The following is a 16,675-nucleotide window of genomic DNA, read 5'->3' as shown; positions in this document are numbered from 1 at the left end:
TGCGGCACGCCAGCCAGCGGGACCCCCAGCGCTCACCCGATCGGTCGGCTCCGTCGGCCCGCTCAATACTTGTCAAGAACCTGCACAGACAATAGTACCCGCGGCAACAATTGTCATCCGGAGCTCGAATGCAGCGAGAGCCGGACGACCGCGGCCAGACGCGATCGGGCAGGGTCGCTTGCGCCCGGATCCGTCAGCAGCCAGTACGGGACCGGCTTTCCAAAGGCGGGTGGCCGCCGACCGGCAGTCGGCGGCCACCACTGTTCAACCGGTGAATCGCCTACTGGACGCCCACCCTCTGCTTGTTGTAGTTGCTGCCCTCGCCGTCCGGCTTGTAGTTGCTCTCCACGTTCCCGGCGATGTCGATCGAGAACCAGTTCACGGTCGTGTCGCTGTTCACCGTGATGTTCTGGACCCCCTCACGCATCCCCGCCAACGCCAGCTTCGCCGACCCGTACGTCGGCCGACTCCCGTCAAGCGTGTAGTACACGTTCGCTGGCTCACTGGTGCTGAAGGTAAAGGCCGTAGCCCCCGCTTCCTGCTTGACGATCTTCAGCGAAGTCTTCGGCTGGATCTTGTCCGTCGCGTACGCCCGGGCCACCTCAAGAATCGCGATGTTCCCATTGGCGAACTCCATCGCCTCCTCATGCCCCTCAGCAAAAGGTGGCTGGAACCCGACCGCGCTGAACCGCCCGGTCTCCGGGTTGTAGACGTCCGCGCCGACCTCGAAGTCCCAGCCGATGATGCCCCGGTTGTACCAGTGCTCGTCGGCGCTGTTGCCGGCCGCCGAGTACAGCACGTCGGTCACGGGTCCGGTGCGGCCCGGCCAGATCGCGGTGCCCCGGTATTCCTGGACGCGGGAGAGGATGTAGTCGGAGGAGGTCCAGAAGTACGCCTCGGTGCCCTGGTCGACCCGCGGCAGCACCTCGCGCCCCTCGGCCTTGTACGCCCCCGGCGGCCACATGAAGTACCCGCCGTAGGAGTGGGTGTTCATCGAGAGCTTGATGTTCGGGAAGGTGTCGACCAGCCAGACCTCGTTGCGGGCCTCCGGCTCGGACAGCTCGTTCGGCCCGGCGAACGTGTCGCTGGTGCAGCTGGTCGCCGACGCGCCGACGTAGCCGTCGAAGACGGAGCCGACCGAGAAGTTCCGGTTGATGTCGACGCCCCAGGCGTTGCGGCGGCCCGGGTCGGCGTTGGCCGCCGGGCAGTAGTTGGTCATGTTCCGCCGCTGCATGTTGAAGTCGTACATGCTGTAGTGCGCGCCGTCGGGGTTGACGACCGGCAGGATGAAGATGTCCAGGCCGTCGACGATCTTGCGGGTGTTGGGGTCGTTGGCGTAGTTGCGCAGCAGTCGCTCGGCGGACTCCACGCAGACCAGCGGGGTCACCCATTCCCGGGCGTGCTCCTGGCAGTAGAGGAAGACCCCGACCTTCGAGCCGTCGCGGTGCTTGCCGATGCGCAGCACCTTCATCTGGAACGGCTCGCGGGACACGCTCGCCGGCGCCTTCAGGTTGTCGGTCAGCTGGGTCGCCGCAGCGGCGGCCACCACGCCCGTGCCGGCGTTGCCCCGGTACGTGCTGGCGGTGAGCATCTTGGCCGCGCCGGCGTTGCCGTTGACCGCGGCGACGACCTGCGCCGCCGTGCTGCTGGTCGCGCCGGAGCCGTCGGTGGCCAGGCGCACCGTGACGGCCTTGCCGGACACGCTCACGCTCAGGGGAGCGTTCGCCGTGCCCGGGTTGACCAGCGACATGGTGATGTCGTCGTTGCCGCCCTCGGAGCCGTACGCCGTCGAGGTGACGTAGAGGGTGCTGGCCGCTGCGGTGCCGAACTGTGCCTGTGCCTGGCGCCGGTAGCCGTTCGTCTTGTACGGCAGGTCGATCAGCTCGGTCAGCTGCGGGAACTCCGCCGCCAGGCCGGTGAACCGCGCGGTGACCTCGGTCGGGTCCATGTAGTGGTCGACGAAGTCCGACACGTACGGGTGCTTGCCGGGGTTCTTGCGCGGGCTGCCCAGCCACTTCGCGACGTCGACCGTGGCCGAGCCGCCCTTGTTGCTGGTGATGGTGGCCCTGGCCGGTGCGGCGGTGATGGGCACCGGGTTGCTGAAGCGGTGGTACATGTACTGGCCGGCGTCGGTGAACCGGGACATGGTGGCGGTGCCGCCGGAGCCGATCTCCGTGCCGGGTCCGCCGTCCCAGCTCGCCGTGAGCACCGTCGTCGAGTCGGTGCCGGCGCTCGACTTCACCTCGATGTTGAGGAAGAGCTGGTTGTCGAGGCTGGAGAACCATTCGGCCCGCAGCACGGTCAGGGTGTCGGTGCCGGCGGTCGTAGCCGTCGCGGCGCGGATGGCGGCGGCCCGCTCGGCCATGTTCTGCGCGTAGTCGCTCTGGTCGGAGATGGCGTCCTGGACGTCGAAGCCCTTGTCGCGCAGTGCCTGGCTCTCCTCGGGGCTGAGGATGGCGTGCACCTCGATGCCGTTGTCGACGGGCTTGGTGTACTCGGCGAGGTCGACGCCGAGTTGGTTGAGGCGGTCGATGCCCGACTTGTTGGCGACGACGATGCGCATGAGGCCGACGCCGTTCTGTTCGCCGGTCGACGACCGGTCGGGGGCCACGGCGTTGTCAGTCGTCGGACTGGCGAGGCCGGGTGTGCTGACGGCGAGCGCCAGCGGTAGGGCGATCAGGGCGAGGAATCGGCGCGGTCCGTGGGATCTTCCTGTACTCATCAGAGTCCTTCCGGCGCAGTGATCCAGAAGGCCGCGTAGTCGAGGCGTCGGGGTAGGTCACCCCCGGCTGCCGCAGCTACACACAGCGTCGTCGCCGTCTCACCATCAGTCAAGATCTATGGCGGCCCGTACCCACCCGGATTTCGTCCACGCGGGAGCGGTAGCTGCTCACGCCGACGGCCAGCACATGAACGCTGGGCGGGAAGTCCGGCACCGAGCCGGGACAGCGTGAAGGTCAGCCAGTGCTGGTCACCTCCACCGGCAGGCCCTGCGTCACCTCCAGGACTGCCCGCTCCCCCAGTGGTCGCGACAGCTCGACGGTGGCGCTGCGCTGCGCTCCGATGGCCAGGCACACCTCGTCCTTGGCGTGCCGGTACTCGATGACGATCACGGCCACCGCCAGGTCCGACTCGACCGCGATGGCGCTGTAGTCGGCCCCGCACGCCTTGCTGCTGGGGCCGGGCGCGCCGGTGAAGGTGATGGTCAATTCGCTGCTCGCGATGCTGGTGGTCGCTGACTCGATCGCCAGCCCCTCGTGGGGGTGGTCGGCGTCCCAGGGCGGTGGGGTCACCCGGACGATGGCCGAGGGATCCACCGCCACTCGCGCCAGCCGCACGGTCGTTCCATCGAGGGTGTATTTCCACGCCGGGGCGGTCGCCGGGCCGCGGGTGGTCGGGACCGTCATCGTGGTCAGTCGGGCCCCGGTGATTTTGAGCGGCGCGCAGCCGGAACAGTCGCCCGTTCCCGCGGCGCGCAGCTGCGCCAACGCCCCGTCTGCCGAGATCATCGGCGCGTCCTGACGGGTGCCGTTGGCCCAGAGGATGGTGCCGGCCGTGTTCGGGGCCCCGGGCAGCGTCGAGGCTGCCTCGACGCGGCCGGCCGACAGGGCCTCCTTGTAGGAGCCGTTCGCCGGCTCCCAGTCGCCGAGTTGGTGGGTCAGCTCCCCCACCGGAACGAAGGGGGCACCTCCCGCAGCGCGAACCGCCTGGTCGTACCGGGTCAGGGCGCCGCCTGCCTGCTGGCGCAGCCCGTCGAGCGGGTCGACGGCTGGGCTGTTCCCGGCGGACCCACAACCGCCGAGCAGGGCCGCGACCGTGATCCACGGCAGTACCCGGCGCCGACGCATCCTCGCTGTCTCCACCTCCGTGAGACGCCTGCCCGCCGGACCGGGTTGCCCCTTACCGGCGTACCGGCGTCGGCCCGATCGGAACCCGTACGGCCGGTCCTGCGCCGCCCGAGCCGCCCGTTACGCGCTGGCCACGCTCGCCGGCTCCGGCGGTGCCTGCGGCCCGTCAACGCGCCGCTCGTCCCCATGCCCCGGCCACCACGCCTTGTGCCCGATCAAGGCGGTAAGCGCCGGAACGAAGAACATCGACATGACGAACGCCGACAGCACGATCCCGATCGCCACCGCGAAGCCCATCTGCTGCAGGAACGAGATCGGCGCCAGCATGAGCACCCCGAAGGTCCCGGCCAGGATCAGCCCGGCCGCGGCAACGGTCGGACCCGCATGCTCCACCCCGATGGCGGCGGCCTCGTGCGGCTCGTTGCCCTCCCGGGCCTCCTCCCGCAGCCGCGCGATCATCAGGATGTTGTAGTCCGTCCCGATCGCCACCACGAACAGATACAGGATGATCGGCAGCTGGAAGGTCACGCCGGGCTTGCCCTGGAGCCCCTGGAAGAGATAGACCGTCGCCCCCAGCGTCGCGGCGAAGTTGAGCAGCACCGCGATCACCAGGTAGATCGGCGCGACCAGGCTGCGCAGCAGCAGCGCGAGGATGAGCGCGATCAGCGCCGCCGCCACCGGCAGGATCACCGACAGGTCGCGGTTGTTGGCCGAGTTGATGTCCGCGAAGATCGCGGTCGTTCCGCCGACCAGCGCCTTGGTGCCGGACGGGGCTGCCTCGTGCAGGGCGGACCGCAGGTCGTCGCGGACGAGCGTGATCGCCTCGTTGGATACCGGGTTCTCGTTCAGCAGCAGGTTGACCCGCGCCACGCTCGGGTCGCTGCTGCGCTCCGGCGGCTGCACCTGCCCCACGCCCGGCGCCTTCGCAGCGGCCGCCGCGAAGTCGGTGACCTGCTGCTCGGTCAGCGGCGTCCCGTTGCCGGTGGTCAGGTAGACCTCGGTGGGGGCCAGGGCGCCGGCGGCAAAGCCGCGCTGCAGGTCGGCGGCGGCCTTCGCCGACTCGGTGTCCTGCGGGAAGCCGGAGCTGAAGTCGTAGTCGGCCTTGTAACCGAGCACCCCCGCGGCGAGCGCGACCAGCAGGGCGCCGGACGCCGCCGCGACGAGCGCGGGCTTGCGACCGACGGCGGTGCCGAGGCGCCGGGACAAGGTGGCCTTGGGGGTACGTTGCCACGCCTTGGACGGCCAGAAGACGTACCGGCCGAGCAGCGAGACGACCGCCGGGATGAGGGTGAGCGAGGTGATCAGCATGACGGCGACGGCGATGGCGAGCGCCGGGCCGAGCGAGCCGAAGAAGCCGAGCGAGGCGAGGAGCAGCACGAGGAACGCGACGATGACGGCTCCGGCGGCCGAGGTGATGACCTCGCCGACCCGCTGGACGGAGACGATCATCGCGGTGCGCTTGTCGTCGCCGGCGCGCAGCCGTTCGCGATAGCGGAAGAGCAGGAAGAGGATGTAGTCGGTGCCGATGCCGAACAGCACGATCAGCAGGATCGTCTGCAGGTCCTGGCTCACGTTCAGGTCGAACGCCTTGCCCGCCGCAGCGACGAGCCCGGTCGTGATGGTCAGCACCAGGCTGACGACCACGACGGGCAGCAGCGCCGCGATGGGGCTGCGGAAGATGATCAAGATCAGTCCGATGATCAAGATGATCGTCGCGACGCCGACCACGGCGAAGGCGCTGTTGAAGGTGTCCTCGTTGTCGACGAAGCTGGCCACGTCGCCGGCCACGCCGGCGGTCAGCCCGCTGCCGGCCAGCTCCGGGCCGAGAGCGGCCCGCAGGTCGCGTACGGCTGTGAGCAGCGCCGGATCGTCGGGGGCGGTGGCCTCGAGCCCGACGTTGACCACCTGCACCGACTTGTCCGGCGCCACGGCCGGCGGGCCGGTCAGGTAGCCGGACGTCTTCGGGATGTTCCGGGCCTTGAGCGACTGGGCGACCTGACCCACCTTCGCCTCGTCGGCGGCTGTGAGTTTCTGCCCGTCGGCGCGCTTGACGACGATCGTCGCCGTGGCGGCGGCCTGCTGCGGGAACGCCTTCTGCCCGAGCTCCGTGGCCTGCACGGACTCATACGAGCGGGGCAGGAAGCTCTCCTGGTCGGCGGAGGTGATGTCGCTCAGCGACGGCGTGGTGAGGATGATGGCGGCGGCCGCGATCACCCAGCCCGCGATCACCCACCACGCCTTGCCCACGACGAATCTGCCCAGCCGCTCGAACATGGTTTCCCCCGCGTGTCCGGCTCTCCTGATGTCCGGGCCCGGCACATTGGTGCCCGCCCGATCGTCACGTTGGCGGCAGCCTTGGCTACCCCCGGTGCATGCTACCGCCGCCCCGCAATCCTTTTCGGACGCCGCACGGATCGGCAGCGATGGCTACCGAGGGCCGGCGGCATCCCCGGGGTCGCGCGCCCGGAGCGTGGCCGCGGCGATCGGAGGGCTGGCCAGCAGGCCGGCGAGGTGTTCCTGCATCCGCTCCAGTGGACCGTCCGCGCTGTGCAGCCCCTGATAGAGGTCACGGAGCACATCGTCGGATCCGTTGGTGAAGGCCAGGATCTCCGCCAGGGAGAGCTGGTGGTTGAAGATCTCCGCCTCGTTGCGCCAGTCGTGAAGCAGGCCGGCCAGTGCCTCGTCGCGGCGTGGGGACAGCACCGCCGAGGAGAGGGCGGCGTTCACCGCCGACAGGCTCATCCGGGGGTAGACCTGCCGGCGTGCCGGCTGCGCGGTTCCGATGGCGAAGGGCGGGGAGGCAAGGACCTTCCGGTTGTCGTGCAGTTCCTCGCCGATGGCCTGGAGGGCCTCCGCGCGCCGCTCCCGGCCCGCCGCCCACCGTTCGGCGACGATGCCGGTGATGCCGCCGAGCAGGCCCAGGATCTGCACCGCCGGCTCGAAGCGCGACGTGCCGGCCGACCGGCTCCACCAGACGGCGCTGACCACGAAGGCCACCGTCAGGCTGCCAGCGGTGACCGCCATGATCCAGGTGCGGGGCGCCGTCACCCACGACGGCAGGTACGCCGGGCGCGTGCGCCGCCCCGGTCCGCTCGTCATGTGCCGGGGCGGCGGAAGACGTCCCGGGCGGCGGTGTCGTGGCCGTTACCGGCGTCGCTGCTCGACAGAAGCATGAGGTCCATGCCGAACCGGCGGACCCGCTCGTACGCCTGGAACTGCGTGAACGCCTCGCTCTCGACGAACAGGCCGGCCTTGCCCAGCGCGGCCGCGAGCGCCTTGAGCTGGTATTTCCGGGTGATGAGGAGGCGGATGGTGTCGCCGCTCGGAAAGTGGACCTCGCTGCGGTTCGGCAGCACGATCTTCAGGTCCTCGGACGACTGGTTGCAGTAGATGACCTTGATGACCAGGGACCGCCCCTCCTCGACCACCCCCTCGAAGCGGACATAGTTCATGTTCACCGAGAGGTCGGTGTTCTGGCGCAGGGCGCTGATGACGAACTCGCGGAACACCCAACTGGTCTCGTATTCCCGGGCGGCCTGCTGCGCCATGCGCTCGTCGAGGTGGGACGCGGTGGCGACCTCCACCATGAGCCGGTCCTGCGGGCGGAGGAGTTGCTTGCTCAGCCGCTCGACCAGCTCGACGTCCTCGTCGAAGTTGGCCATCGTGTTGCCGAGCAGGGAGAACAGCACCGGCTCGTCCCCGATGAGCCGGTCACGCAGTTCGTTCAGCTCTGTCACGTTCTCCTCGACCGAGAAGTCGAGTTGCACCGGCAGCAGCTGATTGCGGAACTGCCGGAAGAAGGGCAGGGCCTTTATCGGCTTCAGGCCCAGGCGCAGCATCTCCGCGCTCATGTCGACGGGCACGTAATACATTTCCGGGTTCGCCCGCTGGAGGTCGGCCAGCACCACGGCGTCCTTCTCCCCGGTGCCGGGGCCGAGGCTGATGTAGTGGTAGGGCCGGCCGTTGTGCCGGGAGTGCAGGCTCCGCCAGCGCCGGCTGAACGTCTCGATCCCGTCCCGCATGACCGGATAGTTGGGATCCGTGCAGGCCCGCTGCCAGTTGACCGCCGGCTCGATTCCCCAGTACGAATAGCCGGACACGATCCGCTTCTCGTCACCCGTGGGCGAGAACGGCCGCTGCAGCTCGGCGGCCAGTTCGTTGAGCTTTCGGGACTGGTCCTCGCCCACCAGGCACAGGGACCAGGAGAACTCGGTTTCGGAAATGACTTTCTCGAGTCTGCGCAGAAGCTTCAACTGTTCCCTGGCCGGCTGATCCATGTTGTGCCATTCCCGAGCGAGGTCGGTCGCCATGCTCCGCCCGCCAACTCTAACAGCGTCACAGCCTCCTCAGTGGACCCAAGATCAACGCCTGGGCAAGGTCCCGGAAACCACTACGGCCGGGCGCGCGAGCGCCTAGCCTGACGCTGAGGCGCAAAGGGGGCAATCGTGGCGAACGCGGTCTGGGACGCCCTTGACGGGGTCCGCGAGGTCGAGATCACCGTGACCGGCCGGCGGACCGGCCGGCAGATCACCCACCCGGTGTGGTTCGTGCTGGACGAGGACAGCGTGTTCCTCGTTCCGGTGACCGGCTCGGACAGCCAGTGGTACAAGAACGTCCGGCAGACCCCGATGATCGAGGTGTCGGCGAACGGGACGGCACTGAGTTCGAGCGCCACCCCGATCGTCGAGGCCGACCGAGTCGATCACGTGGTCGAGCTGTTCAAAGCCAAGTACGGCGCCGACACGGTGGAGAGCTATTACCCCAAACACGACGTGGCGGTCCAGGTCCCGCTCGGTTGACATCCTCTCCGCCCTTAAGGGCGGAGATTCCCTCCATGCTGCGCGTGGGCCGCGCGGCATCCGGGTGGGTTACCGCTTCGCCACGCGGTGCCGGGATGAGACCCGGTCTTACCTGCGCTCCACGGTCGTTTCGACTCTCCGCCTGTCCGGCGGCGAGCACGTTGATGGCGGCGTTGGCGTCCCTGTCGTGGGCTGCTCCGCAGGGGCAGTCCCACGCTCGGACGTTGAGTGCCATCTTGTCGTTGATTCGGCCACACTGCGAGCACATGCGGGTCGACGGGAAAAGTCGGTTCACCCGCCCGAAGGTGCGCCCGTGCCGGGTCGCTTTGTACTCCAGCATGGCGGTGAAGCTGGCCCACCCGGCGTCGTGGACGCTCTTGGCAAGCCGGGTCCGGGCGAGACCGGCGACGCACAGATCCTCGACGTACACCGCTTGGTTCTCGCGGATGATCGCCGTGGACAGTTTGTGCTGCCAGTCGCGCCGGGTGTCGGCCACGCGGACGTGTGCCCTGGCGACCTTCACGACGGCCTTCTTGCGGTTGCTGCTGCCCCGCTGCTTGCGGGACAAGTCCTGTTGCCGCCGCTTGAGTTTGCGGGCCGCGCGGCGCAGGAACTTCGGTGCGGCCACCTTCGTGCCATCCGAGAAGACCGCGAAGTGCGTCAAGCCCAGGTCGATCCCGACCTCCGAGTCCAGCTCGGGCAGCAGCTCGTCCCCGGTCTGGACGACGAACGAGGCGAAGTGTCGCCCGGCCGCGTCCCGGATGATCGTCACGCTGGACGGGTCCGAGGGCAGCGACCGGGACCAGCGCACCGTCACGTCGCCGATCTTCGGCAGCCGCAGGCGGCCGTTGTCGAGCACCTTGAACCGGGAGTTTTTCGTGAACCGGATGGCCTGCCGGTTGTCCTTGCGGGACCGGAACCGGGGCGGGGCCACCTTGCGGCCCTTGCGCTTGCCAGTGATCGAGGCGAAGAAGTTGCGGTACGCGGTGTTCAGGTCCGCGAGAGCCTGCTGCAACACCACGGCCGACACCTCGCCCAGCCACGCCCGTTCCGGGGTCGCCTTGGCCTGCGTGATGACCCGCTTGGACAGCTCGGCGTCCGAGACGTACGGCAAGCCTTGCTCGCGGGCTTCCTGCCGTGCACGCAGCCCGTCGTTGAACACCACCCGCGCGCACCCGAACGCCCGAGCCAGCTCGATCTGCTGGCCGGGCGTGGGATACACGCGGAACTGGTAACGGAGCTGCACAAGGCACACAGTACCATGTTGGTCTATGGCCGAATCTCAAGGCATTCGCACTGGCAGGCACTGCGTTTTCGCAATGCACGTCCACTTGGTTTTCGTGACGAAGTTCCGGCACAAGGTGTTCGCCGACCGGCATCTGACCCGGATAGAGGCGATCATGCGGGACGTGTGCACCGACTTCGAGGCGGAGCTGGTCGAGTTCAACGGCGAGAACAATCACGTGCACCTGCTGGTCAACTTCCCACCCAAAGTCGCGGTGGCCCGGCTGGTCAACAGCCTCAAGGGCGTCTCCTCACGGCGGCTGCGGCAGGAGTTCCCCGACCTCGAGCATCATTACTACCGGGCCAACAAGCTGTGGTCGGGCTCGTACTTCGCCGGGTCCGTCGGCGGGGCACCGCTGAGCGTCGTGAAGCAGTACATCGAGCAGCAGAACCGTCCCGGTCAAGGCACTGCTCCGGCCTAGCGGCCCTCCCAGCGCGGGCCTTTTCCCCGGCCTGAAGGCCGGAGCAACCCGCATTCCGGTAGCCGGCACAGCCGCGGTCGGAGCCTCCCCGGCGGCCCTGCCCGGGGAGGCTCCGACCACCGGCTATCTCACAGGCGCGGGTCCTCCTGGATCTTCAGGGCGTTGAGGACCGGGTCGCGCTCGCCGATCTCGCTGCGGAGCTCGACCTTCAGATCGCCACCGGCGTGCTCGACGGTGACCGTGTTCAGGTCCGCGGTCAGCGCACCCACCTTCGCCTGCACGTCGTGGTCGTAGAGCGCGATCTTGCCGTCGACCAGGACGTCGAAGGTGCGCTTGCCGACCTTGACGTTCTCAATCTCCGCGAAGTCGAGGCCGATCCGGTACGTCCCGGCGGGTGCGTTCTTGAACACGTAGGTGAACGTCTTGCCGGTCCGCTGGGTGCGGAACAGCGCGTCGTCCTCCGTGCCGGCAATGTCGGCCTTGGTGCTACGCGCCGTGCCGCCGACGTAGCCCCACGGCCGCGAGCCGAGCTGCTGGTCGGGCGACCAGACGAAGCCGTCGGTGCCGACGTATCCGGATCCGCCCGCGTCGACGCCCTGCCAGTAGGCCGAGGTCGCCAGGCGGACCGCCTTGAGCTGGGTGTCGCCCTTGGCGGCGTTCGACGCCACGAGCACGTCCCCGACCAGCACGCCGGGCGCGACGCCGGCGTTGTCGGCCGTCGCCGTGACCGTGGTGGACTCCCCGGCCGCCAGCGTGACCGTGCCGGTCGCGGCCGCGCCCGTGAGGGTCAGCCACGGAAGGTCGGCGGCCTCGTGCCCGCCGTCGCTGGTGCGCTTCTGCTCGCTGAGCCGCACCTCGAGCGGGGCGGAGCCGGTGTTGGTCACGGTCACGTCGGCGGTCGCCTTCTGGCCCTTGTCGAGGAGCCAGTCGAGGTCACCTCCGGTGACGGTGGCGATGCCCGTGGTCAACGCCGTGTCGACCACCTCGGCCTGATCCTTCCTGGCGATGGTCACGGGGTGGCTGGCGGTGACGTAGTTCGGCGCCGACACCTCCACGGTGTTCTCGCCGACCAGCGCCTGGGCCTTCCACCGGCCCTTGGCGTCGGCCGTGATGACCCGCTCACCGTTCGGCCCCTTGAGCGTGATGATCGCGCCCTCGATCGGCTTGCCATCGTTCTTGTCGGTGACCGTGCCCTCGATCGTGCCCGCGGCCGGGAGGGTGTACTCCAGCCCCAGGCCGGCCTTCAGGACGGGCTGGTTGAAGGAGTACTGGCCCGCGGGGTTGTGCGTCAGGCTCTCCACACCGACCGTCGCCGACGACCCCTTGGTGAGGGGGTTGTCGCCGCCGACGCCGTCGCCGTACCCGATCTGGATGCGTCCGTCGGCGATCAGGGTGACCGAGAAGCTCACGCGAGCCGTCTGGTCGCTGTAGAAGGTGGCGTTGCGCCATTCGATGACCTCAGCGGCGAGGCCGTCCACCTCGGTCCTGCCGAAGTAGATGCCCGCCTCGTCGTCGACGACCAGGTCGTCCCAGAGCGGATAGATCGCGTCGAACGCGTACGGCGACGGCAGCTCCGTGTTGCCCCCCACGGCGCTGGCCTGGTCGAAGATCAGCTGGCCGTTCGTCGTCACGCACACGCCGTCCCAGGCCGTGTCGTAGAACGGGAACAGGAAGCTGGAGTCGAACCACAGCACGCCGCAGACGTCATCGCCGTGCCACCCGGATTCCTGCGCGCCCTGGCGGTAGAGCCCGTCGGTCACCTTCATCGGGTACGAGCGACCGGCGGGGGCCACCGGCACGGGGCCCGGAGCCGGCTGCTCGGGCTGGGGCTCCGGCTCCGCCGTGTCCGCGCGCGGGTCGAGCGTCACCCGCAGCGCGGCGATGGTCGGGGCCTTGAGGCCCTTCGAGCCCCGCAGCTCCACGGTCAGCGGACCGCCCTCGTGCTTCACGACGGCGGTGCGCCAGTCGGCGGTGTTCGGCCCCACGACCGCGGCCGCGTCGTACGCGTAGTCCGTCAGCGTTCCGTCCACGAGGACGTCGAACACCCGCTTGCCCTTGGCCACCTTCTCGATCTCGGCGAACCCGAGGTCGATGGCGTAGGTGCCCTTGGGCGCGTCCGGGAAGCGGTAGAACAGCTGCTTGTCCGGCGTGGTGCGCTGCGACTGGAACAGGGCGTCGTCCGTCGTACGGTCGATCCCGGCCGGCGTGGAGGTGACCTTCGTCTTCCCCTCGTAGCCCCACGCTTCCGTGCCGGCGGCCTGGTCGGCGGACCAGGTGTAGCCGGAGCCGTCGGTGAACTTGGAGCCGCCGGCGTTGACGCCGACCTGGTACTTCGTGGTCGTGAGCGTCACCGGGACGTAGGTCTTGGACTGGCGTCCGGAGTCGGACCTGACCACGATGTTCGCGCCGATGACTCCTGGCTTGGCGTCCTTGGAGGAGATGGAGACCTTGACGGTCGTCGACTCGCCCGGGGCGAGCGTGCCGCCGGTCGAGGACAGCGACAGCCACGGCAGGTCGGTGAGCAGGTCGTCCTCGACGTCGACGAGCACGACGTCGTCGGCGACCTGGTCCGCCGCCCACAGCGCCCCGGTCGAGTCGGTTTCGAGGCCGCCGCCCTGGGTGGCCTTCTGGCCCGGGAACCACCACGCGTTGACCAGCGAGCAGTCGTCGGGGTCGACCTGCAGCAGTCGGGTGGGCCGGTTCGTGGTGAGGTCGGTGTACCAGATGGTGTCGGACGCCTGGTTGTAGGCCAGGCCCATCACCTCGGGCAGCGGCGGGGCGCAGAAGGACAGCAGCGCACCGGCGTTGTCGTGCGACGTGCCGGCGACGGTGCCGATCATGCCGTTGGCCCGGCCGCCGACGTAGAACACGTCCTCCGCCGGGTTGTAGGCGAGTCCGGTCAGCTGCAGCGTGGACCAGTCACCCTTGATCTGGCGGGTCTCCTTGCCGGTCTCCCGGTTGAAGCAGTGGATGTAGCTGGCCGGGCTGTCCTCCATCTGGCACATGTCGCCGGTCTTGGTGTCGAGCGCCATGTCGAACGCCCGGTACGCGGGGTTCCACGACGCGTCGAAGACCTTCCCGGTCCGCTTGCCCGTCACCGTGTAGGCGGTGTTGGTCCGCGCGATGTAGTCGTGGACCCAGACGTCGCCGTCGTACCCGATGCCGGTGGGCTCCTTCTCCGCGATGGTGCCGGGGATGGGGATCCGGGTGATGACGTCGCCGCCGGAGGTGGGGCCGACCTTGGCGGCCGCCTGTGCTTCGGCCTTGGCCGCTGTCGCGGCCTTGCCGTCGGCGTTCGACGGCTTCATGCCGCTGGCGCCGGCCTTCCAGGCGGTGAGGTCGATCGTGCTGGCCGCGCCCGTCCCGGTGCGCGCGGTGGCGCCGGCGGCGTCGAGCTCGGGGTGGCGCGCGGCCTCGCCCAGGTCGTACGTGAGCGGGGCGGAACCGGTGTTGGTCAGCGTCAGCGAGCCCACACCGTTCTGGTCGGTGCCCAGCAGCGCGTCGAGGCCGTCGGTCTTCAGGCCGGCGACACCCGTGGTCAGCCGCGCGTCGACCTTGGCGTTCGCGTAGAGCTTGTCGAGGGAGAAGGGGTACGCCGCGGTCGTGTAGTTCGGCGCGTCGACCGTCATGGTGTAGTCGCCGACCGGGAGCTGGCGGTGCACGATGCCCGTCCCGTTGGTCGTGACCGCCTCGACGAGCCCCGACTTGTTCGTGAAGGAGACCTTGGCCCCGGACACCGGCAGCCCGTCGTTCTTGTCGACGACGGTCGCGTCGAGGTAGCCCCAGTCGGGAAGGTCGTAGGTGACGATCATCCCGTCGTGCAGCACCGGGGCGCTGTCGGAGAACCGGATGCCGTCGACGCCGGCCCAGCCCTGGATGCCGGTGATGGTCTTGGCGCCGGCGGTCACCGGGTCGTCGGTGCCGATGCCGTCGCCGTACCCGAGGATGATCTTGCCCGAGCGGGTGAGCGTGGCCGAGAAGTTGACCGGCTCCGTGTACTCCGACCGGATCGGGTAGGCCCAGATCTTGGCGTTACGGAACTCGACGACGTACGCGTCCTCGCCGTCGACCTTGGTGGCCGCCGTGAAGACGCCGCCGCCGGGGGCGAACTCGACGGGGGTCTGGACGTAGAAGGGGAAGACGCCCGCACCGCCGCTGCCGGGTCCGGTGCCCTCGTCCGGGGTGATCACGCCGCGGAGGCTGATGCCGAGGGTGTCGTGGCTGCCGTTGTAGAGGGCGATCGGGAACGGCAGCTTCACCGTCGCCCACACGCCGCTGGTGAACGCGACCTGGTCGGTGCCGCGCAGGTACTCGCCGTCGGAGACGGCGCAGCTGTAGCCGCCCTTGTCGACGACGAGCCCGACCGGGATGTCGCGCGACTCGTTCTGCGCGCCGACGGTCAGCGGGACCGTCGTGGGCGAGAAGCAGGCGTTGGGCTTGACGGTCAGCGTGTACCCGCCCTCGGGGACACCGCTGATCGTGAACGAGCCGTTGGCGTCCGTGCGTACCGGCTTCAGCGGCGTGCCGTTGACGGAGACGTCGGCGTTCGGGACGGGCCGCTTCTTGTCGTCGACGACCCTGCCGCTGATGTCGTGCTTCGCGGCGGCCGTGAGCGGCAGCTTGACGGAGACGTCCTGGCCGAGGGAGATCGTGACGTTGGCGGTCGCCGTCAGGTAGCCGAAGACCTTGGTGCTGAGCTGGTAGTCGCCGACCGGGAGGTTCGTGGTGAACCGGCCGTCCTTGTCGGTTGCGATCGACCGGCTGAACGGCCCGCTGATCGTCACCTCGGCGGCGGGGACCGGAGCGCCGTCGGCGGTGACGACACCGGTGAGGGTGCCGCCCTGCCGCGGCGCGAGCTCGAGCAGGCGGACGAGGTCGAGCCGGCCTTCGCCGTACTTGTTGTTGACGTCGGCGGTGCCACCGCACTCGGTGTCGTCGACGTCGACGGCCGACTCGCCGAGCAGGCGGCGGGTCTGGTCGACCTGCCCGATGAGGGTCGGGTCGTAGCTCCACAGGTCGGCGACGGCGCCGGCGACGTGGGGTGCCGCCATCGACGTGCCGGACATCTCGGTGTAGCTGTTGTTCGGGTAGGACGAACGGACGGCGACGCCCGGAGCGGAGATCTCGGGCTTGATCCGGCCGCCCTCACCCTCGCCCTTGCGGGAGAACGACGCGAGCGTGCCGTCCGACGAGTAGGCGCCGACGGAGTAGGCGCTCTCGGCGGAGCCGGGCGAGGAGACGGTGTCGCAGGCCGCGTACGGCGAGGTGTTGCCCGATGACCAGACGCTGAAGATGCCCGCGGCGCTCCAGGCCTCGTCGATGGCCAGGAAGAAGTCGTCGAAGGCGTGCTCGACGGTCTGGCCCCACGAGTTGTTGATGACGTGCGGGCGCTTGGACGGGTCAGGGTTGTTGCCCTGGACGTCGGTCGGGGCGAGCAGCCACCAGCCCGACCGGAGCAGCGACTCGACGCCGCTGTTGTCGCAGCAGCCGTTCGTCGCGATCCACTGCGCGTCCGGGGCGACGCCGACGTGGTTGGTGCCGTCGTCGCCGACCATGGTGCCCATGGTGTGCGTGCCGTGTCCGTTGTCGTCGCACGGTGCGGCCGCACACGCGCCCCGGGTGGCCATCCAGTTGTAGTTGTGGTCGATGGTGCCGTCGGGCTTCGCACCGCGGTACTGGTGCATCAGGGCGGGGTGGTCGAACTGGACGCCCGAGTCGAGGTTGGACACGGTGATGCCCGCACCGGTGGCGCCCATGGCCCACGCCTCGGGGGCGTGGATGGCGTCCAGACCCCACGTGGTGGTGCCGTCCTCGGCCGCGGCCTTCGGGGCGGCGGGGCGGGCAGCCTGGTCGGCCGGCGTCTTCTCGTCCACGGGCTCGACCAGCGCGACCTGCGGCGCCGCGTGGATCTCGGCGACCTGCCCGACCGAGGCGACGTCGAGCGCGAGCTTCTGCGTGCCGCCCTTGACGAGCACGGCGTTGACGAGCGGGTAGGAGGTGTACTTCACGCCCGCCGCGTCGAGCTCGGCGGCGACGGACGCCGCGGAGCTCTTCGCTGCCGCGCTCAGCGCGTCGTAGACGAACTGACCGCGGGTGGTCCAGTTGGCGATCTTCTTGGCGGGGGCGAGATCGGCCTTGGTGTCGAAGGTGATCCAGAAGTCGGAAGCCGGCTGCGTGCGGAAGCGGTCCTTCAGGTTCGAGGCGATCTTGTTGGCGGCCGCGCCGGGATCGGGCTCAGCGGCGGACGCCGGTGGTGGCTGGATCATGCTCAGGCCGACCGCTATGGCCAGCGAAGCCGCGAGGGCTTTGAGTCTCATGGGGG

General features: G+C 69.3%; 9 protein-coding genes. 2 read left to right on the top strand and 7 right to left on the bottom strand.

The annotated features are described in order from the left end of the window. Positions 1-280 precede the first annotated feature (280 nt). The 5 genes from ACQP12_RS05480 to ACQP12_RS05460 all read right to left on the bottom strand — a co-directional run bounded on the left by ACQP12_RS05480 (position 281) and on the right by ACQP12_RS05460 (position 8,035). On the bottom strand, positions 281-2,722 hold the full coding sequence (locus ACQP12_RS05480; RefSeq protein WP_433285518.1) for a M14 family zinc carboxypeptidase: 2,442 nt from the start codon (positions 2,720-2,722) through the stop codon (positions 281-283). 235 nt (positions 2,723-2,957) lie between these two features. Next, positions 2,958-3,848 carry a hypothetical protein gene (locus ACQP12_RS05475; protein ID WP_433285516.1) on the bottom strand — a complete coding sequence of 297 codons (891 nt, stop codon included), beginning with the start codon at positions 3,846-3,848 and terminating at the stop codon, positions 2,958-2,960. Between the two features lie 120 nt (positions 3,849-3,968). Then, positions 3,969-6,122 (bottom strand): MMPL family transporter, encoded by a 2,154-nt coding sequence (locus tag ACQP12_RS05470; protein WP_433285514.1) that lies wholly within the window; start codon positions 6,120-6,122, stop codon positions 3,969-3,971. A 153-nt stretch (positions 6,123-6,275) separates the two neighbouring features. Beyond that, complete coding sequence (locus ACQP12_RS05465; RefSeq protein ID WP_433285512.1) at positions 6,276-6,947, bottom strand: hypothetical protein; 672 nt, start codon at positions 6,945-6,947, stop codon at positions 6,276-6,278. After that, positions 6,944-8,035, bottom strand: coding sequence for an L-histidine N(alpha)-methyltransferase (locus ACQP12_RS05460; protein WP_433285510.1), 1,092 nt, complete (start codon positions 8,033-8,035; stop codon positions 6,944-6,946). The genes ACQP12_RS05465 and ACQP12_RS05460 overlap by 4 nt, the downstream gene beginning before the upstream one ends. A 258-nt stretch (positions 8,036-8,293) precedes the next feature. Between ACQP12_RS05460 and ACQP12_RS05455 the strand changes: the two genes are divergently transcribed. Next, positions 8,294-8,647 carry a nitroreductase/quinone reductase family protein gene (locus ACQP12_RS05455; RefSeq protein ID WP_433285508.1) on the top strand — a complete coding sequence of 118 codons (354 nt, stop codon included), beginning with the start codon at positions 8,294-8,296 and terminating at the stop codon, positions 8,645-8,647. On the opposite strand, the gene ACQP12_RS05450 is transcribed toward ACQP12_RS05455, so the two are convergent. After that, positions 8,568-9,893: an RNA-guided endonuclease InsQ/TnpB family protein gene (locus ACQP12_RS05450; protein WP_433285506.1), complete on the bottom strand. Its 1,326-nt coding sequence runs from the start codon at positions 9,891-9,893 to the stop codon at positions 8,568-8,570. The two genes, ACQP12_RS05455 and ACQP12_RS05450, sit on opposite strands and share 80 nt — an antisense overlap. 25 nt (positions 9,894-9,918) lie before the next feature. Between ACQP12_RS05450 and tnpA the strand changes: the two genes are divergently transcribed. Then, entirely contained in the window at positions 9,919-10,353 is a 435-nt protein-coding gene (gene tnpA / locus ACQP12_RS05445; protein ID WP_433285504.1) for an IS200/IS605 family transposase, read from the top strand. Positions 10,354-10,481: 128 nt separating this feature from the next. Here tnpA and ACQP12_RS05440 read toward each other — a convergent pair whose 3' ends face one another. After that, positions 10,482-16,670 (bottom strand): S8 family serine peptidase, encoded by a 6,189-nt coding sequence (locus ACQP12_RS05440; protein ID WP_433285502.1) that lies wholly within the window; start codon positions 16,668-16,670, stop codon positions 10,482-10,484. Between the last annotated feature and the right edge of the window lie 5 nt (positions 16,671-16,675).

Source organism: Micromonospora sp. CA-244673 (assembly GCF_050948395.1).
Lineage (GTDB): Bacteria > Actinomycetota > Actinomycetes > Mycobacteriales > Micromonosporaceae > Micromonospora.
This window is presented reverse-complemented; position numbering and strand designations above follow the sequence as displayed.

What these genes read in the sequence shown, in the direction of transcription:
- ACQP12_RS05480 (WP_433285518.1), bottom strand. Translation starts at nt 2,722, where the DNA reads ATGAGTACAGGAAGATCCCACGGACCGCGCCGATTCCTCGCCCTGATC.
- ACQP12_RS05475 (WP_433285516.1), bottom strand. Translation starts at nt 3,848, where the DNA reads ATGCGTCGGCGCCGGGTACTGCCGTGGATCACGGTCGCGGCCCTGCTC.
- ACQP12_RS05470 (WP_433285514.1), bottom strand. Translation starts at nt 6,122, where the DNA reads ATGTTCGAGCGGCTGGGCAGATTCGTCGTGGGCAAGGCGTGGTGGGTG.
- ACQP12_RS05465 (WP_433285512.1), bottom strand. Translation starts at nt 6,947, where the DNA reads ATGACGAGCGGACCGGGGCGGCGCACGCGCCCGGCGTACCTGCCGTCG.
- tnpA (WP_433285504.1), top strand. Translation starts at nt 9,919, where the DNA reads ATGGCCGAATCTCAAGGCATTCGCACTGGCAGGCACTGCGTTTTCGCA.
- ACQP12_RS05440 (WP_433285502.1), bottom strand. Translation starts at nt 16,670, where the DNA reads ATGAGACTCAAAGCCCTCGCGGCTTCGCTGGCCATAGCGGTCGGCCTG.